20 protein-coding genes are annotated in these 24,784 nt (G+C 69.8%); 9 read left to right on the top strand and 11 right to left on the bottom strand.

Annotated elements, in window-relative coordinates; genetic code table 11:
* Positions 1-176 precede the first annotated feature (176 nt).
* The 4 genes from P0Y60_06890 to P0Y60_06875 all read right to left on the bottom strand — a co-directional run bounded on the left by P0Y60_06890 (position 177) and on the right by P0Y60_06875 (position 5,348).
* Positions 177-1,640 carry an FAD-dependent oxidoreductase gene (locus P0Y60_06890; GenBank protein ID WEK62463.1) on the bottom strand — a complete coding sequence of 488 codons (1,464 nt, stop codon included), beginning with the start codon at positions 1,638-1,640 and terminating at the stop codon, positions 177-179.
* Between the two features lie 3 nt (positions 1,641-1,643).
* Positions 1,644-3,080: an aldehyde dehydrogenase family protein gene (locus tag P0Y60_06885; GenBank protein WEK62462.1), complete on the bottom strand. Its 1,437-nt coding sequence runs from the start codon at positions 3,078-3,080 to the stop codon at positions 1,644-1,646.
* A 140-nt stretch (positions 3,081-3,220) separates the two neighbouring features.
* Complete coding sequence (locus P0Y60_06880) at positions 3,221-4,753, bottom strand: DUF222 domain-containing protein (GenBank protein ID WEK62461.1); 1,533 nt, start codon at positions 4,751-4,753, stop codon at positions 3,221-3,223.
* A gap of 157 nt (positions 4,754-4,910) precedes the next feature.
* Positions 4,911-5,348 (bottom strand): Lrp/AsnC family transcriptional regulator, encoded by a 438-nt coding sequence (locus P0Y60_06875; protein ID WEK62460.1) that lies wholly within the window; start codon positions 5,346-5,348, stop codon positions 4,911-4,913.
* A 152-nt stretch (positions 5,349-5,500) separates the two neighbouring features.
* Between P0Y60_06875 and pdhA the strand changes: the two genes are divergently transcribed.
* From pdhA to P0Y60_06860, 3 genes are read left to right on the top strand one after another with little or no spacing between them, the layout of a single operon-like run.
* Entirely contained in the window at positions 5,501-6,628 is a 1,128-nt protein-coding gene (gene pdhA, locus P0Y60_06870) for a pyruvate dehydrogenase (acetyl-transferring) E1 component subunit alpha (protein ID WEK62459.1), read from the top strand.
* Positions 6,625-7,656, top strand: coding sequence for an alpha-ketoacid dehydrogenase subunit beta (locus P0Y60_06865; protein WEK62458.1), 1,032 nt, complete (start codon positions 6,625-6,627; stop codon positions 7,654-7,656). Before pdhA ends, P0Y60_06865 begins: the two co-directional genes overlap by 4 nt.
* A complete protein-coding gene (locus P0Y60_06860; protein WEK62457.1) occupies positions 7,653-9,035 on the top strand; it encodes a dihydrolipoamide acetyltransferase family protein in 1,383 nt (460 codons plus the stop codon). Before P0Y60_06865 ends, P0Y60_06860 begins: the two co-directional genes overlap by 4 nt.
* 27 nt (positions 9,036-9,062) lie before the next feature.
* On the opposite strand, the gene ptsP is transcribed toward P0Y60_06860, so the two are convergent.
* From ptsP to dhaK, 3 genes are all read right to left on the bottom strand, one after another.
* Positions 9,063-11,525, bottom strand: coding sequence for a phosphoenolpyruvate--protein phosphotransferase (ptsP, locus tag P0Y60_06855; protein ID WEK62456.1), 2,463 nt, complete (start codon positions 11,523-11,525; stop codon positions 9,063-9,065).
* 11 nt (positions 11,526-11,536) lie between these two features.
* Positions 11,537-12,181, bottom strand: a complete 645-nt coding sequence (gene dhaL, locus P0Y60_06850; GenBank protein WEK62455.1) for a dihydroxyacetone kinase subunit DhaL — start codon at positions 12,179-12,181, stop codon at positions 11,537-11,539.
* Between the two features lie 131 nt (positions 12,182-12,312).
* Positions 12,313-13,305 (bottom strand): dihydroxyacetone kinase subunit DhaK, encoded by a 993-nt coding sequence (gene dhaK, locus P0Y60_06845; protein WEK62454.1) that lies wholly within the window; start codon positions 13,303-13,305, stop codon positions 12,313-12,315.
* 147 nt (positions 13,306-13,452) lie between these two features.
* Here dhaK and P0Y60_06840 point away from each other — a divergent pair, with 147 nt between their 5' ends.
* Positions 13,453-14,220 carry an IclR family transcriptional regulator gene (locus tag P0Y60_06840; protein ID WEK62453.1) on the top strand — a complete coding sequence of 256 codons (768 nt, stop codon included), beginning with the start codon at positions 13,453-13,455 and terminating at the stop codon, positions 14,218-14,220.
* Between the two features lie 102 nt (positions 14,221-14,322).
* Here P0Y60_06840 and P0Y60_06835 read toward each other — a convergent pair whose 3' ends face one another.
* The 3 genes from P0Y60_06835 to P0Y60_06825 all read right to left on the bottom strand — a co-directional run bounded on the left by P0Y60_06835 (position 14,323) and on the right by P0Y60_06825 (position 17,674).
* Positions 14,323-15,855, bottom strand: coding sequence for a GMC family oxidoreductase N-terminal domain-containing protein (locus P0Y60_06835; GenBank protein WEK62452.1), 1,533 nt, complete (start codon positions 15,853-15,855; stop codon positions 14,323-14,325).
* A gap of 126 nt (positions 15,856-15,981) precedes the next feature.
* On the bottom strand, positions 15,982-16,983 hold the full coding sequence (locus P0Y60_06830) for a helix-turn-helix domain-containing protein (protein WEK62451.1): 1,002 nt from the start codon (positions 16,981-16,983) through the stop codon (positions 15,982-15,984).
* 79 nt (positions 16,984-17,062) lie between these two features.
* Entirely contained in the window at positions 17,063-17,674 is a 612-nt protein-coding gene (locus P0Y60_06825; protein WEK62450.1) for a TetR/AcrR family transcriptional regulator, read from the bottom strand.
* A 122-nt stretch (positions 17,675-17,796) separates the two neighbouring features.
* Between P0Y60_06825 and P0Y60_06820 the strand changes: the two genes are divergently transcribed.
* The 5 genes from P0Y60_06820 to paaI are packed head-to-tail and all read left to right on the top strand — an operon-like array spanning position 17,797 to position 23,080.
* Positions 17,797-18,987: an acetyl-CoA C-acyltransferase gene (locus P0Y60_06820; protein ID WEK62449.1), complete on the top strand. Its 1,191-nt coding sequence runs from the start codon at positions 17,797-17,799 to the stop codon at positions 18,985-18,987.
* The gene (locus tag P0Y60_06815) at positions 18,980-19,741 is read left to right on the top strand and encodes an enoyl-CoA hydratase/isomerase family protein (protein ID WEK62448.1); all 762 of its coding nucleotides are present in this window, start codon (positions 18,980-18,982) and stop codon (positions 19,739-19,741) included. The genes P0Y60_06820 and P0Y60_06815 overlap by 8 nt, the downstream gene beginning before the upstream one ends.
* Positions 19,738-20,595: a 3-hydroxyacyl-CoA dehydrogenase family protein gene (locus tag P0Y60_06810; GenBank protein WEK62447.1), complete on the top strand. Its 858-nt coding sequence runs from the start codon at positions 19,738-19,740 to the stop codon at positions 20,593-20,595. The genes P0Y60_06815 and P0Y60_06810 overlap by 4 nt, the downstream gene beginning before the upstream one ends.
* Entirely contained in the window at positions 20,592-22,685 is a 2,094-nt protein-coding gene (gene paaZ / locus P0Y60_06805; protein ID WEK62446.1) for a phenylacetic acid degradation bifunctional protein PaaZ, read from the top strand. Before P0Y60_06810 ends, paaZ begins: the two co-directional genes overlap by 4 nt.
* An 11-nt stretch (positions 22,686-22,696) precedes the next feature.
* Complete coding sequence (gene paaI, locus P0Y60_06800; protein WEK62445.1) at positions 22,697-23,080, top strand: hydroxyphenylacetyl-CoA thioesterase PaaI; 384 nt, start codon at positions 22,697-22,699, stop codon at positions 23,078-23,080.
* A gap of 73 nt (positions 23,081-23,153) precedes the next feature.
* Here paaI and P0Y60_06795 read toward each other — a convergent pair whose 3' ends face one another.
* A complete protein-coding gene (locus P0Y60_06795) occupies positions 23,154-24,527 on the bottom strand; it encodes an aldehyde dehydrogenase family protein (protein ID WEK62868.1) in 1,374 nt (457 codons plus the stop codon).
* Positions 24,528-24,784 lie beyond the last annotated feature (257 nt).

Below are 24,784 nucleotides of genomic sequence, written 5' to 3'. Positions count from 1 at the left end.
GTCCGGTCGCGAGGTCGCGTGGCCGCCCTTCGCCTGGTCACCTGGTCGCCGAGACCCCTCCCGAGCGTCGAAACCCCTCCTGATCGTCGAAACCCCCGTCTGCAGACGTTCGCAGACGGGGGTTTCGACGGTGTACGGGGGTTTCGACGATCCGCGGGACGCGCGGGGCGGCCGCGTCAGCCCTCCAGCACGAAGCGGGCGCCCCGCTCGCCGATCATCGCCGCGGGAGCGTTCGTGTTGCCGGTGGGAACGGTGGGGATCACCGAGGCATCGATCACGCGCAGCCCCTCGATGCCGCGCACACGCAGCTGCGGGTCGACGACGGCGTCGGCGTCGGTTCCCATGCGGCACGTTCCGACCTGGTGGTGATAGGTGATGGCGGTGCGGCGCACCCAGTCCTCGACGTCGGCGTCGGCGACCTCCGGCCCCGGGTACGCTTCGACGGCGCCCCACTCCTCGGCGAGGGCTGGCCGGGCGCCGATCCGACGGCATTGGCGCACGGATGCCGCGAGAGAGGCGACGTCGCGCTCGTCGGTCAGTGCCGCGAGGTCGATGAGCGGGAGGTCGGCGAGTCCCGGGCCCGAGAGTGTCAATGATCCTCTGCTGTGCGGGGTCACGAGTCCGGCCATCAGCGAGAATCCATCGTCTCCTCGGGGTTCGAGCTCGCCCCACATCGGCACCGAGAACAGGATCGGCTGGGTGTCCGGCTCGGCGAGGTCGTCACGACTGCGCCAGAACAGGTGCGTCTGGGTGACCGAGACGCCCGGCTGCGGCGGACCGACCGGCCGCTGCGTCGTGAAGATCACGGGCGAGAGCAGATGATCGTGCAGGTTCTTGCCGACGCCGGGAGCATCGTGCACGACAGGGATGCCGAGCGCCTCGAGCTCTGCGGCGGGGCCGATGCCCGAGCGCAGCAGGATCACCGGGGTGCCGATCGCACCGGCCGACAGGATCACCTCGTCGGCGCGTAGCTCTTCGGCATCCGCGCCCTCCCCCAGTCGCACGCCGACGGCGCGGCCGCCTTCGATGATGACCGAGTGCACCTCGCGGCCCGTGACGATCGTGAGTTCGTCGGCGACGGGTTGTGCGTAAGTCGTCCAGGTGTTCGCGCGCCGCCCGTCGCGCGCGGTGATCTGCTCCTGCGAGATGCCGTCGAGCGTGCCACCGTTGTAGTTCGGATTGTGCGGCAGGCCCTCCTGCACCGCGGCGTCGATGATCGACGCCTGGATCGGCGACAGCGGATAGTCGTCGGTGACGGGCAGCAGACCGTTCTCGATCGCGTCGTACACGGGCTCGACGTCCGCCCACCCCCACCCGGTGGCGCCGTCACGCTGCCAGCCGTCGTAGTCGGATGCCGCGCCCCGCACCCAGATCATGGCGTTGAGCGCATGCGATCCGCCGGTGACCTTGCCCCGCGGCAGGTGCAGACGGCGCCCGGCCGCGTGCTGCTGCGGCACCGTGAAGTAGTCCCAGTCGTCGGCGGAGTGCCACAGTTCGCCCGCCCGGGAGGGGTCGTGGATCGCGGGGTTCGTGTCATACCCGCCCGCTTCGACGAGCGTCACCGCGACGCCGGCGTCGACCAGTCGCCGCGCCACGATCGCGCCCGAGGTGCCGGCGCCGACGATGATCACCGATCTCACCGGTCAGCCCTTCCGGCCGGGTCCGGAGACGACCTGGGTGGTGGCGACCGACTTGAGTCCTTCGACGCCGAACTCCAGACCGTAGCCGGAGCTCTTGACCCCGCCGAACGGCACCATCGGGTGCAAGCCGCCGTGGGAGTTGATCCACACCGTGCCGGACTGCATGCGAGAGGCCGCGTCGCGCGCGGCGGCCGGGTCGCTCGACCACACCGAGGCGCCGAGGCCGACATCGAGGGCGTTGGCGAGGGCGAACGCCTCGTCGACGTCGCTGTAGCGGATCACCGGGAGTGCGGGTCCGAACTGCTCCTCCTGCACCAGTGCGGCATCGTTGTCGACGTCGGCGACGATCGTCGGACGGTAGAACAGCTCGCCGAGTTCGGGAGCCGGCTCTCCCCCGGTGACGATGCGGGCGCCGCGGCTCCTGGCCTCGTCGACCAGTCTGCTCACGATGTCGAACTGGGCGCGGTTCTGCAGCGGTCCGAGCACGTTGTCCTCGTCGAGGCCGTTGCCCATCGGCACGGATGCCGCGATCTCGGCGAGAGCGCTCACCACGTCGTCGTAGACGGACTCGTGCACGTACAGGCGCTTGAGCGCAGCACAGGTCTGACCGGTGTTGATGAACGCACCCCAGAACAGGTCCTGCGCGATGGCGGAGACGTCGGTGCCGGGGAGGACGATGCCGGCGTCGTTGCCACCGAGCTCGAGAGTGAGGCGCGCGAGGTTGCCGGCAGAACTCTCGATGATGCGGCGGCCGGTCGCGGTGGATCCGGTGAACATGATCTTCGCGATGTCGGGGTGCGAGGCCAGACGGGCACCGACCTCGCGATCACCGGAGACGCCGATCAGCACGTCGGGCGGGAGCACTTCGTTCATGATGTCGAGAAGGGCGAGGACGCTCAGGGGCGTGTATTCGCTGGGCTTTGCGACGACCGTGTTCCCCATGCGCAGAGAGGGCCCGATCTGCCACATCGTGATCATGAGCGGCCAGTTCCACGGCCCGATCGCGCCGACGACGCCCGCCGCTTTGTAGATCAGTTCGGCGTGGAGGGACTCGTCATCGACGAGCACCTGCGGCTCGAGGACGGTCGCGGCGTTGGTGCGCAACCAGGCGGAACAGGCTCCCAGCTCGAAGCGCGCGTTCGGTCCGTTGAGAGGCTTGCCCTGCTCGCGCGAGAGCAGGTGTGCGAGGGCCTCGGCGTTCGCGTCGATCGCATCGGCGGTCGCGAGCAGCAGCTCGATCCGCTTCTCGTGACCGAGTGTCTCCCAGGCGGGCTGCGCGGCCTTCGCCCGGGCGATGGCGTCGTCGAGGTCGGCGACGGAGTGCACCGGTGCTCGGCCGATGATCTCGCGGGTGGCCGCGTCGGGGATCTCGCGACCCGCTCCCTCCGGCGCCTGGATGCGGTCGAGCAGCGCAGCTGCGGATGCGACGGTTTCGGACATCGGACTCTCCTTCGAGCGAGACACGGACCAGCGTGAGACTGGACGTCTTCCCATCTTCGAGGCCGTCTCACCTTCGCACTTGTCCGGGAGCGCGCCGCAGATGTCCGAGTGCGAAGGGATGCCGGGGAGCACGCGGATCATCACGTCGATACCGTCGTTCGCCAGGCGTCTCGACCCGTGCGCGATCCGGGCCGTGATGCCACCACCGCCGTGGGCCGGGGCGCTCGCCACCGCCGTGCGGGATCCCACCAGCCCGGGCCGCGCACACGCGGAACACCGTTGTCCATGCGGAACTCCCAGCCCGATGTCTCGAGCGTCCGATGATGATGCCAGCACAGCGCGACGCCGTTGTCGGTGTGCGTGGGGCCACCCTGCGCGTGCTCCTGCACATGATGGATCTCACACCACGACGCGGGCACATGGCATCCCGGAATCAGACACTCCTGATCGCGGAGCGTGATGGCGCGGCGCTGGTGCGCGGTGAAGATCCGGTCGGTGCTGCCGAGCCCGACGATCCTCCCGTCCGGATCGAACAGCACCCGTTGAACGGTGCCGCCGCAGGCCGTGTGCCGTGCGACCGCGAGCGAGACGGGCACATCGACACCCTCGATCTGCGCCCATCCGCGGCCGGTCGCGTAATCCTCGGCAGCGACGGACACGATCAACGTCGGGGCAGCGCCGCCGAGTCGCGGCATCTCGTCATGACGTGCGGCGGTGCCGAGCAGCGCGGCCAGCGCGTCATGCTGCGTCTGAGCCCGCGAGCGGGTGTCGATCATGCCGCCGACGTCATCGTCAGGAAGAATGTCGGAAGGAACGAAGTGCACACCCGGCACCGGCGGAGCCTCGACCCGCGGGCTCAGCTGCGCGTCCCACATCCTGCGCAGCTGACCCGCCACCTCGGGCAGCAGCTCGCCACGGATCGGGATCAGCCCGTTCCGCGCTCGTCCGAGAATCACCCCTCGGCCGCGCATCGCGATCTCCTCCGCCGGTGCTGCGCCGTCCGGATCGAGATGCATCGCGATGCGCTGCGCGAGGATACGCAGATCTTCCGGCGTCGCCATCGGCGCCGCATCCGCGCACGAACCAGCATCCGGCGCCGCATCCGCGCACGAGCCAGCAGACGAGCCGGCCTCAGTATCCGACTCCGCCAAGACCCACCCCCGGGTGGCCGCCGCCAGCTCCGCATCCGCGCGCAGCCGGGCCTCTGCTCCGATTCGCCCGCGAGACTGCTCGATCGGACTCGTCGCAGCCAACAGACCGGTGATTCCTATGGCCGCCGTCGCCAGAGCCACCCGAAGCTCCGGCCACAGCGCGGGCAACCACGCCCCGGAGCTGAAGTCCACGTCTCGCCTCACCAGACGCGCGGCCTTCACGATGCGCCCCGCCCCGGCGGAGTCGGTCCGCAGCACGCGCTGCAGCAGTTCGCTCATGGTGCGGCACCCGAACTGCCCGCAGAACGCCAGATCTCCCGACCCGGCTGGCCGCGCCGGAACGACCGCCGCGACCTCGACGATCAAGGCCTCGGCACGTCGTGCCACATCCCCCGCGGCGCGCAGAAAGTCCATCTTCTCCGCATCGGACAACCCGGCTATCGTGCTTGACACCGTCCCCGCACACAGCACGCGGTCGAGGTCTCTCACGACCTGATCGAGCACTTCCACGGGGTGATCCATACCTCCATCCAACAGAGGGCCACCGACACTCCGACCCGAGAACATCCCAGTTCAGCGCAATATTCCGGAACACGATTCATATGGACATCTCCTCCACAGGAGGCTCGTACATCACATCATCCACAGTTACCGCGCAGAACGAGACACCACCTCGGATTCAGTCCAGGGTGAAGTCCTCGAAGATGAGGATCGTCCTGGTCGAGCGGATCGACGGGATCGCCTGGATGTCCTCCAGCACGATGCGCCGCAGGTCACGGGCGTCGCTGGCCCGCACGAGCAGGATCACGTCGTAGTCGCCACCCACGAGGGCCATGTGCTCGATCTCGGGGATCGTGCGCAGCCGGGCGCTCACGTCCTGCCAGGTCGCCTGCTCGATCGCCAGTGTCACGTACGCACTTGCGTGATGTCCGAGCAGCACGGGGTCGGTGCGCACCGAGTACCCGGTGATCACACCGGCATCCGTCAGCCGCTTGATCCGCGCATGCGCCCCGGCCCGCGAGATGTGCACAGCGTCGGCGATCGCGGTCATCGACGAGCGCGCGTCCCGCCGCAACTCCTCGAGGATCGCTCGATCCACCTCATCGAGCACTGCCATGTCGACCCCCTTGTTCGGTTGTCGAATTCTGACACTTCGACACCTATTCACACAATTACCGCACGATCATCCAGTATTCCGTCCAAGCCCTTGGACGAGTGTCGATTCCGGCGCATGCTGGCCTCATCGAGTTCGGCAAGGAGGGCGAACACATGCTGCACGACGACCTGCTCCCGCGAGACACCGCGGTGAACCTGATCGGTGAAGACGGTTCCGTCATCGCCGACGAGCGCTACCCGCTCCCTGACACGGATGTGCTGCTCCGCGCCTACCGTGGCCTCGTCGAAGGACGGCGCATCAACGACCAGGCAGGAGCGCTCGTGCGCCAGGGCCGCCTCGCGGTCTACCCGTCGTCGCACGGCCAGGAGGCGTGCCAGGTCGGCGCATCGATGGTGCTCGGCGACACGGACTGGCTCTTCCCCACCTACCGCGATTCCGTCGCCGTCATCGCCCGCGGCGTCGATCCTGCCGATGCCCTGGTGCTGCTGAAGGGCGATTGGCATTCCGGCTACGACGTGCGCGCGCATCGCGTGGCCCCGCAGACCACTCCCCTGGCCACCCAGCTGCTGCACGCCGTCGGATTCGCACAGGCGGCCAAGCACCGCGGCGAGGACACCGTCGTGGTGGCACTGTGCGGCGACGGCGCCACGAGCGAGGGCGACTTCCACGAGGCGATGAACTTCGCCGCCGTGTTCCACGTTCCCGTCGTGTTCTTCGTGCAGAACAACGAATTCGCGATCTCGGTGCCGCTCTCGCGTCAGACCGCGGCTCCCTCGCTCGCGCACAAGGCGATCGGTTATGGGATGCCGGGTCAGCGCGTCGACGGGAACGACGTCGCCGCGGTGCTGGCCGTCCTCGGCGACGCGGTGGCGCACGCACGTTCCGGCGGCGGCCCCTCGCTCATCGAGGCGCACACCTACCGGATGCAGGCGCACACCAACGCCGATGACGACACCCGATATCGCGAGCGCGCCGAGGTGCAGGCCTGGGCCGCCCGCGATCCGCTGCTGCGGCTGCGCGCACATCTGCGCGATGCCGGCGTGCTCGACGACGACACCGAGGCGCAGTTCGCCGCCGGCGCCGAGAAGATCGCTGAGGCGATGCGCGCCGCCCTCAACACCGACACCGACCTCGATCCCGAGGACCTCTTCCGCTTCGTCACCCAGACGCGCTCCCCCCAGCTCGAGGAGCAATGGGCGTTGCTGCGCGGCGAGATCGAACGGGCATCCGCCACCGATCCCTCGCTCACCTCTCCCACGCCGACCGGAGGCCACCGATGACCATCGCGCACGACGACATCCGCACCGTCAGCCCGGCAGAGCCCGAAGTGACGACCATGAGCATGGCCGCCGCGCTGAACCGCGCGCTCGCCGACGCCATCGAGTCCGATCCCGACGTGGTCGTGTTCGGCGAAGACGTGGGCGCGCTCGGCGGCGTCTTCCGCATCACCGACGGGCTCACCGCGCGATTCGGGGAGGACCGCTGCTTCGACACGCCCCTCGCCGAGTCAGGCATCGTCGGCACGGCGGTCGGCATGGCGATGAACGGCATGCGGCCGGTGGTCGAGATGCAGTTCGACGCGTTCGCCCTCCCCGCCTTCGAGCAGGTCGTGAGTCACGTCGCGAAACTGGGCAACCGCACGCGGGGAGGCATGCGGATGCCGCTCGTGATCCGCATTCCGTTCGGCGGCGGGATCGGCGGCGTCGAGCATCACTGCGATTCGTCCGAGGCGTACTACGCGCATACTCCCGGGCTGACGGTGGTGAGCCCGTCGACCCCGCAGGACGCCTACTCTCTGCTCCGCGCGGCGATCGCCTTCCCCGACCCGGTGATCTTCCTCGAACCGAAGAAGCTCTATTGGACGAAGGGCGAGGTCGACACCTCCGTCGTCGCCGAGATCGGTACTGCCCGCATCGCGCGCGAGGGCAGGGATGTGACCCTGCTCGCCTACGGCGCCGCGGTCCCGCTCGCGCTGGAGGCGGCCGAGACCGCCGCGACCGAGGGGCGCAGCGTGCAGGTCGTCGACGTGCGGTCGCTCTCACCGTTCGACGACGCCACGGTCACGGGGGCCGTGCGATCGACAGGTCGCGCCGTGGTGATCGCCGAGGCACCGGGCTATGCCTCGGTGGCTTCCGAGATCCAGGCGCGGGTGTTCGAGCGCTGCTTCGAATACCTCGCGGCCCCCGTACGACGGGTCACCGGATTCGACGTGCCCTTCGCGCCGCCGAAACTCGAGCACTGGTACCTGCCCGATGTCGACCGCGTGCTCGACGCGATCGACTCCCTCCACTGGGATGAGGACGCATGAGCACCCCACTGAGCACCCCGCTGAGCACCCCGTTGAGCACCACCACTCAGGTCTTCCGTCTGCCCGATCTCGGCGAGGGGTTGACCGAGGCGGGCCTCGTGCAGTGGCTCGTGTCGGTCGGCGACACGGTCGCGACCGATCAGCCCATCGCCGAGGTGGAGACGGCCAAGAGCGTCGTCGAACTGCCCTCCCCCTTCGCCGGGGTCGTGACAGTCCTGCACGGCGCCCCGGGTGACACCATCGATGTCGGCGCACCGGTGATCGAGGTGTCGGATGCCGCGGCGACGGCGCCGGACGGATCTGCAGACGTCGAGCGCGAGGCCTATCGCGAGGAGGAGCGCGCCGGATCGGGCAACGTGCTCATCGGATACGGCACGAAGGAGTCGACGACGAAGGGACGGCGCCGCAGGCCTGCAGCGACGTCGATCAGCGCGGCGCCCGCTCCTGCTCCTGCTCCTGCTCCTGCTCCTGCTGAGCGGCGCCCGGTGGCCGTGCGCTCTCCGCTGGTCCGTCGTCTCGCGCGCGACCTGGGCATCGACGTGCACTCGATCGTCGCCACCGGCACGGACGGCGCGATCACCCGAGCCGATGTGCTGCGCACCGCCGTCGATCACGCAGTCGATGGAGCGACCGCCCACCACCAGGACGGCGTCGCGGCCCCCGGAAGCGAGACCCTCGACGGGCTCACCGTGCTCTCGCGCGAGCGGATGTCTCCGCTGCGCAGGGCTGTCAGCGCGAAGCTCTCCCGCAGCCGCGCCGAGATTCCCGAGGCCACCGTCTGGGTCGATGTCGATGCCACCGCACTGTGGGACATCCGAAGGCAGATGGCTCCCGCCGACGGCAGAGCCCCCTCGATCACCGCACTCATCGCCCGCTTCGTGTTGCTCTCGCTCGAGGAGTACCCGGTTCTCGCCTCACGCCTGAGCGACGACGGCGCCGAGCTCATCTCGTTCGACGGCGTCAATCTCGGCGTCGCGGCCGACACCGAGCGCGGGCTGATGGTGCCGGTGATCCCCCACGCGCACGCTCTCACGATCGAGCAGCTCGACGCGAGTCTGCGTGAACTCGCCACGACGGCGCGTTCCGGATCGATGCCACCGGAGCGGTTGCGTGGATCGACCTTCACGCTCAACAACTACGGCGGGCTGGGGGTCGACGGCTCTGCCGCCATCATCAACCATCCCGACGTCGCGATCCTCGGCATCGGACGCATCATCGAACGTCCGTGGGTGGTCGACGGCGAGATCGTCGTGCGCCGGATCGCCCAGCTGTCGCTCGTGTTCGATCACCGCGTGTGCGATGGCGGGTACGCGGCGGGCTTCCTCCGCCGCATGACCGAACTCATCGAGCATCCACTCCGCGCCTTCGGGCGGGTCTGACCCCGCTCGGGGCTCGCCTGACCGCGCTCACCGCTGACCGGATGCGAGGAGGGCAGCGACCACCGTCCGCGCCTCATCGGCCGTCGTGGCAGCGAGCGCGGCATCCGCCGCCCGACGACAGTCGTCTTCGGTGACGTCGGCGAGCGCAGCCGCGACGCGTCCGAGAGACCGCGAGGTCATCGACAACGATGTGACGCCGAGCCCCACCAGCACCGGAGCCAGCGCCGGGTCACCGCCGGCCTCGCCGCAGATGCCGACCTGTTTGCCGGCTACCCGCCCGGCCTGACCCACCATGCCGATGAGCCGCAGCACGGCCGGCTGCCACGGGTCGTTGAGGTCTCCGAGTTCGCTCAGCAGTCGATCGGCGGCGAGCGTGTACTGGGCGAGGTCGTTCGTGCCGATGCTCACGAAGTCCACCACCTTGAAGAGTTCAGGGGCCAACAGGGCGGCTGACGGCGTCTCGATCATGATGCCGACACGCGTCAGCCCGGCTGCGCGTGCACGGTCCGCGAAGTCAGTGGCCTCGTCGACGGTCGCCACCATCGGGGCCATCACCTCTGCCTCAGCGGATTCCAGCATCGCCGCGTGCGCGAGGGCGTGGAGCTGGTCGTCGAGAAGATCCGGCGAGCGACGCGCGATCCGCAACCCTCGCACGCCCAGGGCCGGGTTCTCTTCGTGGTCGGCATTCGCGAACGGAAGCGGCTTGTCGCTACCGGCATCGAGCGTGCGCACGACCACCTTGCGATCAGGGAACGCCGCGAGCACACCGCGGTAGGCATCGATCTGCTCGAGGAGCGTCGGCGCCTCGGCGCGGTCGAGGAAGCAGAACTCGGTGCGGAAGAGCCCGACGCCCTCCGCGTGTGCGGCGGCTGCCGTCTGAGCGTCGGCGGCACCGCCCACGTTCGCGAGCAACGCGACGGGGTGCCCGTCGGCGAGCGCACCCCGCCCCGCGAAGGTCACGAGGTCGGCAGCGGCGCGCGCGGCCGCGATGACGGATTCGGACGGGTCGACCTCGGCGGTGCCCCGATCACCGTCGACGAGCAGGATCGCGCCCTCCGGTATCGTCGTCGCACCCGCCATCCCGACCACGGCGGGCAACCCGAGCGAGCGGGCGATGATCGCGGTGTGCGAGGTCGGACCGCCCTGCTCGGTGACGAGGGCGACGCACCCGCCTCCCGCCAATGCCGCCGTGTCAGCCGGCGCGAGATCGGTGGCGACCAGCACGAACGGCTGATCGCTCTCGGGCACGCCGGGCATCTCGACTTCGAGGATCTCGGCGATGATGCGGTCGCGCACATCGCGGATGTCCGCAGCGCGCTCGGCCATCCTTCCGCCGAGCGCTGTCAGTCCTCGCTCATGCGCTCCGGCGGTCTCCCACACGGCGCGCGCCGCACTGCGTCCACGGGATCGCACGAGTGCGGTCGCCTCCGACACCAGTTCCGGATCGGATGCCAGAAGACGGGACGCGTCGAGGATGGCCCGCGCCTCGCCCGTGGCCTGCGCCGTGCGGGAACGCAGCTGATCGGCGACGGCCACCGAGGCCCATTCGATGGCGGATGCCTCGGTCTCACGATCCTCGTCGGCGATGACCTCCGCGGCATCCGGCTCGGGTAACGCGGGCGCCAGATGCTTCACCGGGGCGGCCACTCGTCCCGGGCTCACACCGCGTCCACGCAGCACCGCGCCCGACTCGATCGGCACGGCCTTCCGCAGTGGATGCTGATCACCGGCAGCAGCCGGTGCCGACTCGGGCGACACCACCGAACCGGATGCCGTCCCCTCGCCGAACCCCTCGGCGAAGAGAGTCGCAAGACGCTCGAGCGCCGCATCCGCGTCGTCGCCGTATGCCGTCAGCTCCAGCTCATCGCCCTGCCTCGCCCCGAGCACGAGCAGCCGCGACAGACTCGCGGCCGAGGCCTCCGGCCCGTCGGGCAGACGCCGCACACGCACCTCGGCGTCGGCCGAGGCTTCGGCGATGAGCGCCGCGGGGCGCGCGTGGATGCCGAGCGGATTGCGCACCTGCACGCGACGGCGGTGTGCGTCGCCGCCGGGCTCGGCAACGGTCGGTGGTGCGGCCGGCGGCTCCTCGCCGAGCTGTCCGGTCTTGGCTCCGAGAGCAGCCGACGCCTCTGCCGTGACGGCGTCCAGCGTTCCTCCGGCCGCGGCCGACACGACGGCAGCCAGCAGACCTTCCACGAACGGCGCGGGCGCCAGACGCACGGGCACATCGCTCATCCGCAGCTCGAGAGCCAACTCTGCGCTGAGCACGGCGGATCCCAGGTCCATCAGCACCAGCACGCCATCGCAGTCGCTGGCGAGTTCGTCGATCGCGGCAGCCACCGCGACGGCATCCGTTCCGAGGATCGGCGTGCCGTCGGGCTCGACTCCCGCCCCGGCCGCGACCTGGACGCGTACCCCGCCGCCCTGCACCATCTGCAGGGCAAGCTCCAGCGCCGCCTCCCCGAGTCGTGCGCTGTGGGAGACGGCCACGATACCGATCATCAGGAGCTGCCGGCGATCGCTGCGGCGAGCGTGTCGAACAGGATCGCGGTCGATGCGGCTCCCGGATCGAGGTGACCGGCGCTGCGCTCTCCGAGGTAGCTCGCCCTGCCCTTGCGCGCCACGAGCGGCAGCGTCGCGTCCCGCCCGGCCGCGGCGGCGTCGGCGGCGGCCCGTGCTGCTGACGAGATGTCCGCTCCCCCGGCGATCGCCGCGTCGAAGGCGTCCACGGCGGGATTCATCGCGTCGAACATGGTCTTGTCACCTGCTTCGGCCTTGCCCCGCGCGACGATGCCGTCGAGCCCGGCGCGCAACGCCGCGGCGAGTGCTGCGGCGTCGAGCTCGCTCACCGCACCGGCCGTCATCCCCATGCGCAGGAACAGCGTGCCGTAGAGCGGTCCGCTCGCGCCGCCGACCGAGCTCACGAGGGTCATGCCCACGCTCTTGAGGAGTTCGTCGGCGGTCGCCGGCGCGCCCGCATCGAGCTTGTCGACCACCGCCGCCATGCCGCGCGTCATGTTGGAGCCGTGGTCCGCGTCGCCGATGGCCGAGTCGAGCTCGGTCAACCAGTCGCGCTTGTCGGCGACGGCATCCCGGAACCGGGTGATCCAGTCGACGAGCGTGTCGGTTGCGATGGTGTCAGTCATGCAGTCAGTCCTTCGTGTCGCGCGGAAGTCGGTTCCGGTCGCGATATGACAGCGTCATACGGTGTTTTGGCTGTCATATCGCGACCGGAGCAGAGGGTGGGGACGGGGCCGGGGGGACGGGTCGGGATGGGTCAGGCACCCCAGCGCAGGCCGGGGGTGTTCACGGGGGCATCCCACAGGCGCAGCAGCTCATCGTCGACCTTCAGCACCGTGACGGAGCATCCGGCCATGTCGAGCGAGGTGATGTAGTTGCCGACCAGGTTGCGCACGATCTGCACCCCGGCCTCCTCGAGCAGTGCCGCGACCTCGGCGTACATCAGGTACAGCTCGATCTGAGGAGTGGCGCCCATGCCGTTGACCATCACGATCGCGGGTCCGGCGAAGTCGAGGTCGCCGAGGATCGGCTCCACGAGCTGACGGGCGATCTCGGATGCCGGAGCGAGCGGTTCGCGGTGGCGCCCCGGCTCACCGTGGATGCCGATGCCGATCTCCATCTGGTCCTCAGGCAGGTCGAACGTGGGCTTTCCCGCGGCGGGAACCGTGCAGCTCGTGAGCGCCATGCCCATCGAGCGCCCCTGACCGTTCACCCGCTGCGCCAGCGCGACGACGGAGGCCAGATCCTGGCCCTCCTCCGCGGCGGCGCCGACGATCTTCTCCAGGAGCACGGTGAGACCCACGCCGCGTCGTCCCGCGGTGTAGAGCGAGTCCTGCACGGCGACGTCGTCGTCGACCACGACGGTGCCGACCTCGATGCCCTCCATCGCGGCGAGTTCCGCGGCCATCTCGAAGTTCAGCACGTCGCCGGTGTAGTTCTTCACGATGTGCAGCACTCCGGCGCCGCGGTCGACGGCCTTGGTGGCGGCCTGCACGCGGTCGGGCGTGGGTGAGGTGAACACCTCACCGGCGACGGCCGCGTCGAGCATGCCGGGGCCGACGAAGCCGCCGTGCAGCGGCTCGTGGCCGGACCCGCCGCCGGAGACCACGGCGACCTTGCCCTGCGCCTTGGCATCGGCGCGGGTGATCACGTGGGTCTCGAGGTCCACCGAGAGTTCGGGGTGGGCGAGAGCGACGCCTTTCAGCGACTCGACCAGCACGTCTTCCGGTGCGTTGATGAGCTTCTTCATCGTGCGATCTCCTTTGATCTCTTTCGCGAAAATCGGAAAGCAATTCGTTAATGTCGAATATGCTCGGAGCCAGTCGGCTTGTCAAGATCTATCTGAGCCCGACTGCGACGTCCGGTTCGACGACGATCCGGAAGAGAGGACGGCCGCGTGATCCAGGCCATCGACCGTGCCGCGAAGGTGCTCGAACTGCTGCAGGGCGCTCGCCATCTCGGCATCACCGACCTCGCCGCCGCACTGAGCCTCCCGCCGTCGACCGTGCACGGCATCGTCAAGTCTCTGCGCTCGCACGGGCTCGTCGCCAAGGAGCGCGGCGGACAGCGCTACATGCTCGGCCCCACACTGCTGCGCCTCAGCAACGTCTATCTCGACACGCTCGATGTGCGCGCCAGGGCCATGCGCTGGACGCAGGAGCTCGCCAGACGCACGAATCTTCCGGTACGTCTGGGCGCCCCGCACTTCCACGAGGTGCTCGTGATCCACCACGATCTGCGACCGGACGACAGTCAGCAGATGCTCGAGACCGGCGTCGCGATCCCCGCCCACGCCTCGGCGATGGGCAAGGTGCTGCTGGCGTACGACGTGGGCTTTCAGAAGACGGTCTTCGAGCAGCCGCTGCGCAGCCTGACCGGCGACACCATCACCGACATCGCCCGCATCACACTCGAGCTGCCGGCGATCGCCGAACGCGGCAGCGCGGGCGAGATCGATGAAGCCGTGCTCGGCGAATCGTCGATCGCCGCCCCCGTGTGCGATGCGTCGAATGAGATCGTCGCCGCGGTGGCCGTGGTGATGCCGACCTCGCAGGCACCGGCATCCGACGCCGTGCTCAACGCGCTGCGCGAGACGGCGCGCAACATCTCCCGCGAGCTCGGCGCGACGGCCTGGCCGCCACGCGTGGCGCCCGCCGAGGACTGAATCGTCCCCGACGGGCGCGGGTCGCATCGCGATCAGACCGCCCATACCAGACGGCCCAGATCAGACGGCCATGATCAGACCGCCATGATCAGACCGCCTGCGTCATACCGCGGCGAGCAGGAGGTCCGCCGCCCGCTCGCCGATCATGATCGACGGCGCATTGGTGTTGGCACTCGGCACGAACGGCATCACCGACGCATCGGCGACGCGGAGTCCGCGCACCTCTCGCACTCGCAGCTGTGGGTCGACCACGGCCCGTTCATCCACCCCCATCCGGCACGTGCCGACCTGGTGGTGGTATGTGCCGACGGTCCGTCGCGCGAAGTCGCGCAGCTGGTCGCGCGTGGTCACATCAGGGCCGGGCGCGAACTCCGCCTTTCGGAACGGCGCGAGCGCCTCCTGCGCGCCGATGCCGCGCACCAGCTCGATCGCATCGACCATGGCCTCGAGGTCGCGCTCATCGGCGAACACGTTCGGATCGGTCAGCGGCGGCACCGCGGCATCGGGCGAGGCCAGACGGATCGTGCCCCGCGAGTACGGACGCACGATGCCCGCCGCGATCGTGTACCCCTGCGCGGGAGCGGCACCGCCGTCTGTCGGGTACGGCACGTGGATGAACAGCGGCTGCAGGTCGGGCGCCGACCCCTCGACCTGCGAGGAGCGCGCATAGAGCTGGCTCTCCAACAGGTTCCAGCGTCCGGCCGGCACCGGATGGTTCGACTCGTACATGACGCTCACCAGCAGGTGGTCGTGCAGGTTCTCCCCCACTCCCGGCAGATCGGCGACGACCGCGATGCCGTGCTCGTCGAGATGAGCCCGCGGTCCGATGCCGGAGCGCAGCAGCACCGCTGGCGAGCCGATCGCCCCCGCACTCAGCACGATCTCGGCGTTCGCCCGCGCGATGTGCACGACACCGTCGACCGAGTACTCGACCCCGACGGCCACGCCGTCCTCGACGAGCACGCGATGCACGAGCGCACCGGTGGTGACGGCGAGAGCCGGATCACCGAGGATCGGAGCCACGAACGCCTGCCAGGCCGAGGCACGCTTGCCGTCTTTGGTGGTGGTGTGGTTGAACCCCGCGCCGTCCAGGGTGTCGCGGTTGAAGTCGTCGGTGGCGGGGATGCCGCTCGCGACCGCGGCCTCGACGAACGCGGCGGCGACCGGGTTGCGATGGTCCTCCGGGATGCGCTCGACGTGCAGGGGCCCGCCGGCGCCGTGATGATCGTCGGCGCCGTCGGCATGATCCTCCGACTTGCGGAAGTACGGCTGCACCTCATCCCACGACCAGCCTTCGGCACCCGCCGCGACCCAGCCGTCGTAGTCAGTGCGATCGCCACGCATGTAGATCATGCCGTTGAGCGAGCTCGATCCGCCCAACGTCTTGCCGCGCGGCCAGTACAGGGAGCGCCCGCCCAGATGCTGCTGCGGCGTGGTCATCACCGCCCAGTCGTCGTCCGACATCAGCAGCGCGGGCCAGCCCTGCGGCGAGTGGATGTTCGGGTCGACATCCGGCGCACCCGCCTCGATCACGTGGACCGTGCGGCCCGCGTCGACCAACCGACGCGCGATCGCGCTGCCGGCCGAACCTGCGCCGACGACCACGTAGTCGGCGACCTGTGTGAGCTCAGTCATCTCGTTCCTCCTCGAACGGCAGGCGTCGGATTCGCCCGCTGACGAGGCCAGCATCCCGCGCGGGGAGGCAAGCAGATGCGATCCGGCGCGCACGGCGATGTGCCGCACGTGCACGGATGCCGTCGGTCAGCGCTCAGACGTGGAATGGGTACGGAACTCGCTGGGCGAGACGCCGAACTGCTGCCGGAACGCACGGGCGAACGATGCGGGGTCGGTGAATCCCCAGCGCGCGCCGATCGCGGAGATCTGCTGCTCGTTCTGGGTGAGATTGCCGAGGTCGCGCCGTGCGGCATCCAGACGACGTCCGCGGATCCACCCGCTGACGGTGTCGCGGTTCTCCTCGAAGAGCTTCTGCAGGTACCGCACCGAGACGTGATGGGCGGCAGCGATCGCCGAGACGCTGAGCTCGGCGTCTCCGAGGTGGTCTGCGATGTACAGCTCGACCCGGGCGAGCAGCGAACGCCGACGCGCCTCCTCGCCCACGCCACCCTCGCTGTCGAGACGCTCGCCCAGCGCGGCAGCGACCATGTCGAACACCGCGTCCGAGAGCGGCAGCCGGTTCTGCAGGGTACCGTCCTCGAGTGCTCCGTCGAACGCACGGAGGAGCGCGGAGGCGATCGCGCCGGAGCCGCTCTGCCCGGAGAAGCGTGAGGCGGTCAGCCCACGCAGCCGGCCGCGGTCGATGCGCAGCGCCTCGATCGGGAACATCACCACGAGCATGCGGAACGAGGAGTCGAAGTCGAGCGAGTAGGGGCGCGTGGTGTCGTAGAGCGCGAAGTCCCCGGGCGCGAGCACCGCATCACGGCCGTCCTGGATGATCGTGCTGTGGCCGCGCAGCTGCACGCCGAGCTTGATGTGACCCGGATCATCGCGGGCGATCTCAGAGCGGGTCCTGCTCACGCGCACGGCGGACCCTGCGACGCTGCTGACCGACATCGGTCCGAGCGTCTGGGCGATCAGACGGCCGTCGAACACAGCCCTGGCCTCGGGGTCGGCCGACCAGGCGCGCAGCGGAACGAAGCTGCGATTGACGGCATCCGTCCACATCTCGAACCGCTCGGGCGAGGCGACGGCGCCGGTGTCGATGACGACGCGATCGGCCAGGGCTGAACTCGTCCGGTCGTGCATGCGTCCTCCTCGCCTCATCGCGTGACGCACAGCATACGCCCCGATTCCGGAGGTCAGGACGTGGGCGACGCGACGACGGTCAGCGCGACTGCAGCCCGTCGAGCGTGACGCGCAAAATGTCCTCGCCGAGTTCCGCCGGGTCCACCGCGCCGCCGGGGCGGTACCACTCGACGACCGAGTTGATCATTCCGAACAGCAACCTGGTGGCGACCGCGGCCGAGATGTCGTCACGGATGAGTCCCTCGCGCTGCGCCTCGCGCACGATCGCGGTCACGCGCTGATCGAACACACGACGTCGGGCGAGTGCGGCCAGCTCGACGTCACTGTTGCCGCGCACCCGCAAGAGCAGAGTGACGGACGGGAGCTTGGCCGTCAGCACCCGCACCGCTCCGCGCACGATCGATCGGAGGCGTTCCGACGCCTCGGTGTGCGCGGCCTCGGCCTCGTCGACCACGGCCTCGAGCGCGTCGAGCGCATCATCGAGCGCGAGGGCGAGGATCGCCGACTTGGATTCGAAGTGGTGATACAGCGCGGACTTGGTCAGCCCGAGCTTCGCGGCGAGGTCGGCGATCGATGTCGCGTCGTAGCCCTGCTCGTTGAACACCGTGACGGCGACCGCGAGCACCTGATCGCGGTCGTACCCCGGTCGTCCGCGCCGCGCGGGCGTGGGCGGGTGATCGTGTGCAGCCATGCCCCCAGTCTGGCATCGGCCGCGCGCGCCGCGTCGGGTTGCCAAGCGCGGCGCGATCTGCGATCATTCCTGAACGATCGGTCTGCAAATATCCGCCACTGTGGGCGGACGAGAGGATGACGATGTCCGAGGCATATCTCGTCGCCGCCACGCGTACCCCGGTGGGGCGATACGGCGGCGTCCTCGCTGGAGTTCGTCCGGACGACCTCGCCGCCCTCGTGGTGGCCGATGCCGTCGCCCGCGCCGGCATTCCCGTTGACGCGGTCGACGAGGTGATCCTCGGCGCCGCCAACCAGGCCGGCGAGGACAACCGAAACGTCGCCCGCATGGCCGTGCTGCTCGCCGGCCTCCCCGACACGGTGCCTGGGCTCACGGTGAACCGCCTCTGCGCCTCCGGGATGTCGGCGATCGCTCTGGCCGCCAACGCCGTGCGCGCTGGCGACGCCGATCTGCTCGTCGCCGGCGGTGTCGAGTCGATGACCAGGGCTCCCTGGGTGCAGGCGAAGCCGGAACGCGCATGGGCCAAGCCCGGCGACGCGTTCGACACCTCGATCGGCTGGCGCTTCGTGAACCCGCGCCTGGCCGCCCGCGACAAGGCCACCCTCTCGATGCCCGAGACCGCAGAGGAGGTCGCCCGCCTCGACGGCATCACCCGCGAGGATGCCGACGCCTTCGCCCTGCAGAGCCACCGGCGCGCACTCGCGGCGATCGATGCGGGACGTTTCGCGCAGGAGATCGTGGCGGTGGGGACCGCGCGTGGCGCCGTCGACACCGACGAGGGCCCACGGCGCGAGACCTCGCTCGACGCGCTCGCAGGTCTGCGTCCCGTCGTCGCCGGCGGCCAAGTGGTGACCGCGGGCAACTCCAGCTCGCTCAACGACGGCGCCTCGGCGGTCGTCGTCGCCAGCGCCGAGGCCGTCGAGCGCCATGGTCTGCGCCCGCTGGCCCGGATCGTCTCTGCGGCGACTGCGGCCCTCGCCCCCGAGATCATGGGACTCGGGCCGGTCCCCGCGTCCGAGAAGGCCCTCGCCAAGAGCGGACTGACGATCGGCGACATCGGCGCGGTCGAGCTCAATGAGGCGTTCGCCTCGCAGTCGCTCGCCAGCATCCGCCGTCTCGGGCTCGATCCCGCGATCGTGAACGTCGACGGCGGGGCGATCGCGCTCGGTCATCCTCTCGGTTCGAGCGGATCACGCCTGATCGTCACGCTGCTCGGACGCCTGGCCAGGGAGAACGTCCGCTACGGCCTCGCCACCATGTGCGTCGGCGTCGGTCAGGGCACGGCGATGATCGTCGAGCGGCTCGATGGCTGAGACCGTGGAACTCCAGAAGCGGGCCGTGCGCCTCGAGGAGGGCGCCGACCGCGTCGTCGCGACGCTCGACCGCCCCGAGGTGCGCAATGCGATCGACCAGGCGATGGTCGACGAACTGCACGCGCTGTGCGACCGCCTCGAAGCCGCGCCGCGCATCCTGATCCTCACCGGAGCCGGGGGCGTGTTCGCGTCGGGTGCCGACATCGGTCAGCTGCGCGACCGCACCGCGGCCGATGCCCGCAAGAGCATCAACGCGACCGTGTTCGACCGCATCCGCCGGCTGCCGATGCCCGTGATCGCCGCGGTCGACGGCTACGCCCTGGGCGGAGGCGCGGAGCTCGCGTATGCCGCCGACATCCGAATCGGCACTGACCGCGTGCGCTTCGGCAATCCGGAGACCGGGCTGGGCATCATCGCCGCGGCCGGCGCGACCTGGCGTCTGCCCGAGATCGTCGGCCACGCCCGCGCGAGCGAAATGCTGCTCACCGGGCGCGTGCTCGACGGCGACGAAGCCCACGCCTGGGGGCTGATCTCCTCGCTCCACGACCCCGACGATCTGCTCGCCGCCGCGCACGCTCTGGCCGACCGCATCGCGGCGAACGGAGCCCGCGCCACGGAGCTCACCAAGCGACTGCTGCTCACGCCTCCTGACGAGCATCTCGGCATTGTGGGAGACGTGCAGGCTGAGCTGTTCGACAGCCAGGACAAGCACGAGCGGATGACCGCGTTCCTGGAGAGGAAGAAGAGCCGATGACCCTTCCACGCAACGTCGGAGTGCTCGGCGGAGGTCGCATGGGCGCGGGGATCGCCCACGCATTCCTGCTCTCGGGTACCCACGTGCACGTCGTCGAGCGCGATGAGGATTCGGCAGAGGCTGCACGCGGGCGCATCGAGACGAGCCTGAAGCAGTCTGTCTCCCGCGGCGGCGTCGCGCTCTCGCTCGACGATCTCACCTCTGCGTTGACGGTCGGAACCTCGGTGGGCGACTTCGCCCAGGCGGGCCTGGTCGTCGAGGCCGTGCCCGAGGACCGGGCACTCAAGGCGGAGGCGCTGTCTCGCATCGAGGCCGTCATCGCGGGAGACGCGATGCTCGCCACGAACACCTCCTCGATCTCGATCTCCGAGCTCGCCGGGGATCTCTCCGCCCCCGAGCGCTTTCTCGGGATGCACTTCTTCAACCCGGTGCCCTCGTCGACGCTGATCGAGGTCGTGATCGGCGCACAGACGCTGTCCTCCCTCGTCGACACACTGCGCGATTGGGTCGCCGAGCTCGGCAAGACCGCGGTCGTCGTGCGCGACACCCCCGGCTTCGCGTCCAGCCGCCTCGGTGTGATGCTCGCGCTCGAGGCCATCCGGATGCTGGAAGAGGGAGTGGCCTCGGCCGCCGACATCGACGCGGCCATGGAGCTCGGGTACCGACATCCCACCGGCCCGTTGCGAACGACCGACGTCGTCGGGCTCGACGTGCGGCTCGGCATCGCGGAAGAGCTGGAGCGCGCCTTCGGCGAGCGCTTCGCGCCGCCCGCGCTGCTGCGTCGGATGGTGGAAGACGGACAGCTGGGCCGCAAGAGCGGCCGAGGATTCTACGACTGGAGTGACGAGAGATGACCGCTGCGATCCTGCCCAGCTATGTCGGCGACGCCTGGTGGGCGCCCGAGACGGACTCTGATGCTGCCCTCGTGCGCGACGCGTCGACCGGCGAGACCGTGTCCACCGTGAGCACCCGCGGACTCGACGTCGAGGCTGTGCTCCAGCACGCCCGGACGGTCGGGCAGCAGAGCCTCGGCGCGTTGACCTTCCACCAGCGTGCCGTGCTGCTCAAGCAGTTCGCGATCGAGCTCACGGCGCGCAAGGAAGAGCTCTACGAGCTGTCGGCGCGCTCCGGATCGACCAGGCGCGACTCGCTCAACGACATCGACGGCGGCATCGGCGTGCTGTTCACGTACTCCTCCAAGGGCCGACGGGAGATGCCGAACTCCCAGGTGTACCTCGACGGCGCCATCGAGCCGCTCTCAAAGGACGGCTCGTTCCTCGGCCGCCACATCTACACGCGCCTGCCCGGCGCCGCGCTGCAGATCAACGCGTTCAACTTCCCGATGTGGGGAGCGCTGGAGAAGTTCGCCCCCGCCTTCCTCGCGGGCGTGCCGTCGATCGTCAAGCCCGCCACCCCCACCGCCTACGTGGCGGAGGCGTGGGTGCGCATCCTGGTCGACTCCGGGCTGCTGCCCGCCGGTTCTCTGCAGCTGCTCAGCGGCGGGGTGCACGACCTGCTCGGTCGGCTCATGCTCGGCGACACCGTCGGCTTCACCGGCAGCGCGACGACCGCCGCCAAGCTGCGCGCCCAGGTCGACCCGGCCGTGCGGTTCACGAGCGAAACGGACTCGATCAACGCCTCGGTGCTCGCACCGGATGCCGTCGCCGGCACCCCCGAGTTCGACGCCTACGTGCGCCAGCTGATGGTCGAGCTCACGACCAAGGCCGGCCAGAAGTGCACCGCGATCCGCCGGGCGATCGTACCTGCGGGCTCCCGCGACGATGTGGTCGCGGCGCTGCAGGCGAGCATCACTGCGCGCGTCGTGATCGGCGACCCGCGCGCCGAGGGTGTCACGCTGGGACCGCTGGTGTCGGTCGCCCAGCGCGACGAGGTGCTGCACCAGGTCGGCGTGCTCCAGGATGCCGGTGGCACGCTGCTGATCGGCTCGACCGAGCGCCCGGATGTCACGCGGGCAGACGGCACCGTGGGCGCCGCAGAAGACGGTGCCTTCCTGTCGCCGATCGTGATCGGCTTCGACGGCGCCGCCCCGGATGCCGCGCATGAGATCGAGGCGTTCGGACCGGTCACGAGCGTGATCACCTACTCCGCGCTCGCCGAAGCGGCCGAGCTGGTCGGACGCGGCGGAGGGTCACTCGTGACCAGTGTCGCGACGCACGATCCGCAGACGGCAGCCGAGCTGATCACCCGCATCGGTGCGTTCAACGGCCGCGTGCTGTTCCTCGACCGCGACGATGCGCGCAGCTCCACCGGTCACGGAGCCCCGGTGCCGCACTTGGTGCATGGAGGCCCCGGCCGCGCGGGCGGCGGCGAGGAGCTCGGCGGTATCCGGGCCGTGCTGCACTACATGCAGCGCACCGCCGTACAGGGCTCTCCCCGCATGCTGACCGCGATCACCGGGGTGTGGCACGCCGGTGCGGATGCCGATGCCACGGGCACGCACCCGTTCCGTAAGTCGCTGGCAGAACTGCGCATCGGCGACCGTGTCGACTCCGCCGAGCGCGAGGTCACCCTCGCCGACATCGAGACCTTCGCGCACTTCACCGGCGACACGTTCTACGCCCACATGGACGAGACTGCGGCGGCCGCGAACCCGTTCTTCCCCGGCAGGGTCGCGCACGGCTACCTGCTCGTGTCCTGGGCCGCCGGACTCTTCGTCGACCCGGCCCCCGGACCCGTGCTCGCCAACTCCGGGCTCGAGAACCTGCGCTTCATCACGCCGGTGTCGCCGGGAGACCGCATCCGCGTGGCGCTGACGGCGAAGCAGATCACCCCGCGCGAGACCGACGAATACGGCGAGGTGCGCTGGGACGCGGTGATCCGCAACGAGCGCGATGAGGTCGTGGCCGAGTATGACGTGCTGACGCTGGTCGCCAAGGAACTCGCCTCCGCGGACGCCTCCTCGACGACCGGCGCGGCCGCGTGACCATGCGTCCGATGATGCAGCGCGACCGCGCTTCGATGCTGCTCGGGATGACCGTCGAGAAGGACGAGCCCGGCGACGCCGTGGTGTCGATGCTGGTGCGGGACGACATGGTCAACGGCCACGCCATCACGCACGGCGGCTTCGTGTTCACACTCGCCGACACGGCCTTCGCGATCGCCTGCAACGAGGATGAGCGGGTCACGGTCGCGGCCGGCGCCGACATCGTGTTCGTGAAGTCGACGACCGCCGGACAGCGGCTGACCGCGCATGCCCGCCGCCGCACGGTCGTCGGCCGCGCCGGGGTCTACGACATCACCGTCACGGACGACACCGGCGACGTGGTCGCCGAGGTGCGCGGCCGCTCGCTCACCACGGACCGACGCCCGGCGGAGTGACCCGGTGCGGATCGCGCGGGTACAGCGAGAGGGCAGAGGGAGTGATCCCTCCGCCCTCTCGCGCCTCCGACCCTCAGCGCTGGATGACCTTGGGCGCCGACACCGCCTTCAGCCCTGCGACTCCGAACTCCTGTCCGTAGCCCGACGCCTTGATGCCGCCGAACGGCACGTGCGGGTTGATCGCCCCGTGCTGGTTGATCCACACGGTGCCGGCCTGCACGCGCCGGGCGATCTCGGTCGCGGCCTCGACATCCTGCGACCACACCGATGCGCCCAAGCCCTGCGTCGAATCGTTGGCGCGGCGCACGGCATCATCGACATCGGAATAGCGGATGACCGGGATGACCGGGCCGAACTGCTCCTCGTCGACCAGGCGCGCCCCGTCGGAGATGTCGGCGACGACGGTGGTCTGATAGAACAGCGGACCGTGCTCGGGGGCGGCGGCCCCTCCGGCAACGATCCGCGCCCCGTTGGCTCTGGCGTCGTCGACGAGACCTGTGACGATGTCGAACTGCTTCTCGTTCTGCAGCGGTCCGAGCACGTTGCCCTCGTAGAGGCCGTTGCCGAGCGGCATGGTCCTCGCCAGGTTGGCCAGCGTGTCGACGACCTGGTCATACTGCGAATCGTGCACGTAGAGGCGCTTGAGTGCCGCGCAGGTCTGCCCGGTGTTGATGAAGATGCCCCAGAACAGGTTCTCGGCGATCGCCTCGATGTCGGTGCCGGGCAGGATGATCCCCGCGTCGTTGCCGCCGAGTTCGAGCGTGAGGCGCGCGAGGCTCCCCGCCGAGGCCTCGACGATGCGGCGACCGGTGGCCGTCGACCCGGTGAACATGATCTTGTCGAGATCGGGATGCGCTGCGATGGCCGCACCGACCTCGCGGTCTCCGGAGATCACGGTGAGCACACCCTCGGGCAGGTGCCGGTTGTAGATCTCGGCCAGCGCGAGCACCGACAGCGGGGTGTACTCGCTGGGCTTCACCACGACGGTGTTGCCCATCCGCAGCGACGGGGCGATCTGCCAGACCGTGATCATCATGGGCCAGTTCCACGGACCGATCGCACCGACCACGCCCAGCGGCTCGTAATGCACCTCGGCGCGGGACTCTCCGGCCTCGAACACGACCTCCGGCTCGATCGGGGTGTCGGCGGCCGTGCGGGTCCACAGCGCGCAGGCGCCCACCTCGAAGCGGGCGTTGGGGCCGTTCAGCGGCTTGCCCTGCTCCCGCGAGAGCAGCACCGCAAGCTCCTCGCTGTGCGCCTCGATGTCGTCCGCGATCGCGTTCAGGATGCGGCTGCGCTCTGCGTGACCGAGCGCGGCCCAGGTCGGCTGCGCCGCACGAGCGGCCGCGACCGCGTCGTTCAGATCGGCGACCGTATGCACCGGCGCGTAGCCGATGGTCTCTCTCGTGGCGGCATCCGGGATCGCGCGGCCCACGCTCTCGGGCACGCCGACGGCTTCCAGGATCGTCGTCGTCGTGGCGGTGGTCGTTGTCGTGGTCACAGCATCCTCCTCATTGCGCGGACTGCTCTGTCCGGTTATCCGGAGCCTAAGAGCGGCTCCCGCGACGCGTACAGGTCACGGGCCTCGAAATCGGGCCATCGTGCGCATCGGGCACAGGCACGTACGCACGCCGCGAACCGAGGCTCGTGAGGGATTGATGAGATGACGATGAAGCACCCTGTGCCCGCACCGCTGCGGGCCGG

Source organism: Candidatus Microbacterium colombiense (assembly GCA_029203165.1).
In the GTDB taxonomy this organism is placed as follows: domain Bacteria; phylum Actinomycetota; class Actinomycetes; order Actinomycetales; family Microbacteriaceae; genus Microbacterium; species Microbacterium colombiense.
The sequence above is the reverse complement of the archived record's forward strand: the minus strand, read 5'-3'. Positions and strand labels throughout refer to the sequence as shown.

Excerpts from the sequence above, each read along its gene's own strand:
- P0Y60_06885 (WEK62462.1), bottom strand. The coding sequence starts at position 3,080 with ATGTCCGAAACCGTCGCATCCGCAGCTGCGCTGCTCGACCGCATCCAG.
- P0Y60_06880 (WEK62461.1), bottom strand. The coding sequence starts at position 4,753 with ATGGATCACCCCGTGGAAGTGCTCGATCAGGTCGTGAGAGACCTCGAC.
- P0Y60_06875 (WEK62460.1), bottom strand. The coding sequence starts at position 5,348 with ATGGCAGTGCTCGATGAGGTGGATCGAGCGATCCTCGAGGAGTTGCGG.
- pdhA (WEK62459.1), top strand. The coding sequence starts at position 5,501 with ATGCTGCACGACGACCTGCTCCCGCGAGACACCGCGGTGAACCTGATC.
- P0Y60_06865 (WEK62458.1), top strand. The coding sequence starts at position 6,625 with ATGACCATCGCGCACGACGACATCCGCACCGTCAGCCCGGCAGAGCCC.
- P0Y60_06860 (WEK62457.1), top strand. The coding sequence starts at position 7,653 with ATGAGCACCCCACTGAGCACCCCGCTGAGCACCCCGTTGAGCACCACC.
- dhaL (WEK62455.1), bottom strand. The coding sequence starts at position 12,181 with ATGACTGACACCATCGCAACCGACACGCTCGTCGACTGGATCACCCGG.
- dhaK (WEK62454.1), bottom strand. The coding sequence starts at position 13,305 with ATGAAGAAGCTCATCAACGCACCGGAAGACGTGCTGGTCGAGTCGCTG.
- P0Y60_06835 (WEK62452.1), bottom strand. The coding sequence starts at position 15,855 with ATGACTGAGCTCACACAGGTCGCCGACTACGTGGTCGTCGGCGCAGGT.
- P0Y60_06830 (WEK62451.1), bottom strand. The coding sequence starts at position 16,983 with ATGCACGACCGGACGAGTTCAGCCCTGGCCGATCGCGTCGTCATCGAC.
- P0Y60_06825 (WEK62450.1), bottom strand. The coding sequence starts at position 17,674 with ATGGCTGCACACGATCACCCGCCCACGCCCGCGCGGCGCGGACGACCG.
- P0Y60_06820 (WEK62449.1), top strand. The coding sequence starts at position 17,797 with ATGTCCGAGGCATATCTCGTCGCCGCCACGCGTACCCCGGTGGGGCGA.
- P0Y60_06815 (WEK62448.1), top strand. The coding sequence starts at position 18,980 with ATGGCTGAGACCGTGGAACTCCAGAAGCGGGCCGTGCGCCTCGAGGAG.
- P0Y60_06810 (WEK62447.1), top strand. The coding sequence starts at position 19,738 with ATGACCCTTCCACGCAACGTCGGAGTGCTCGGCGGAGGTCGCATGGGC.
- paaZ (WEK62446.1), top strand. The coding sequence starts at position 20,592 with ATGACCGCTGCGATCCTGCCCAGCTATGTCGGCGACGCCTGGTGGGCG.
- paaI (WEK62445.1), top strand. The coding sequence starts at position 22,697 with ATGATGCAGCGCGACCGCGCTTCGATGCTGCTCGGGATGACCGTCGAG.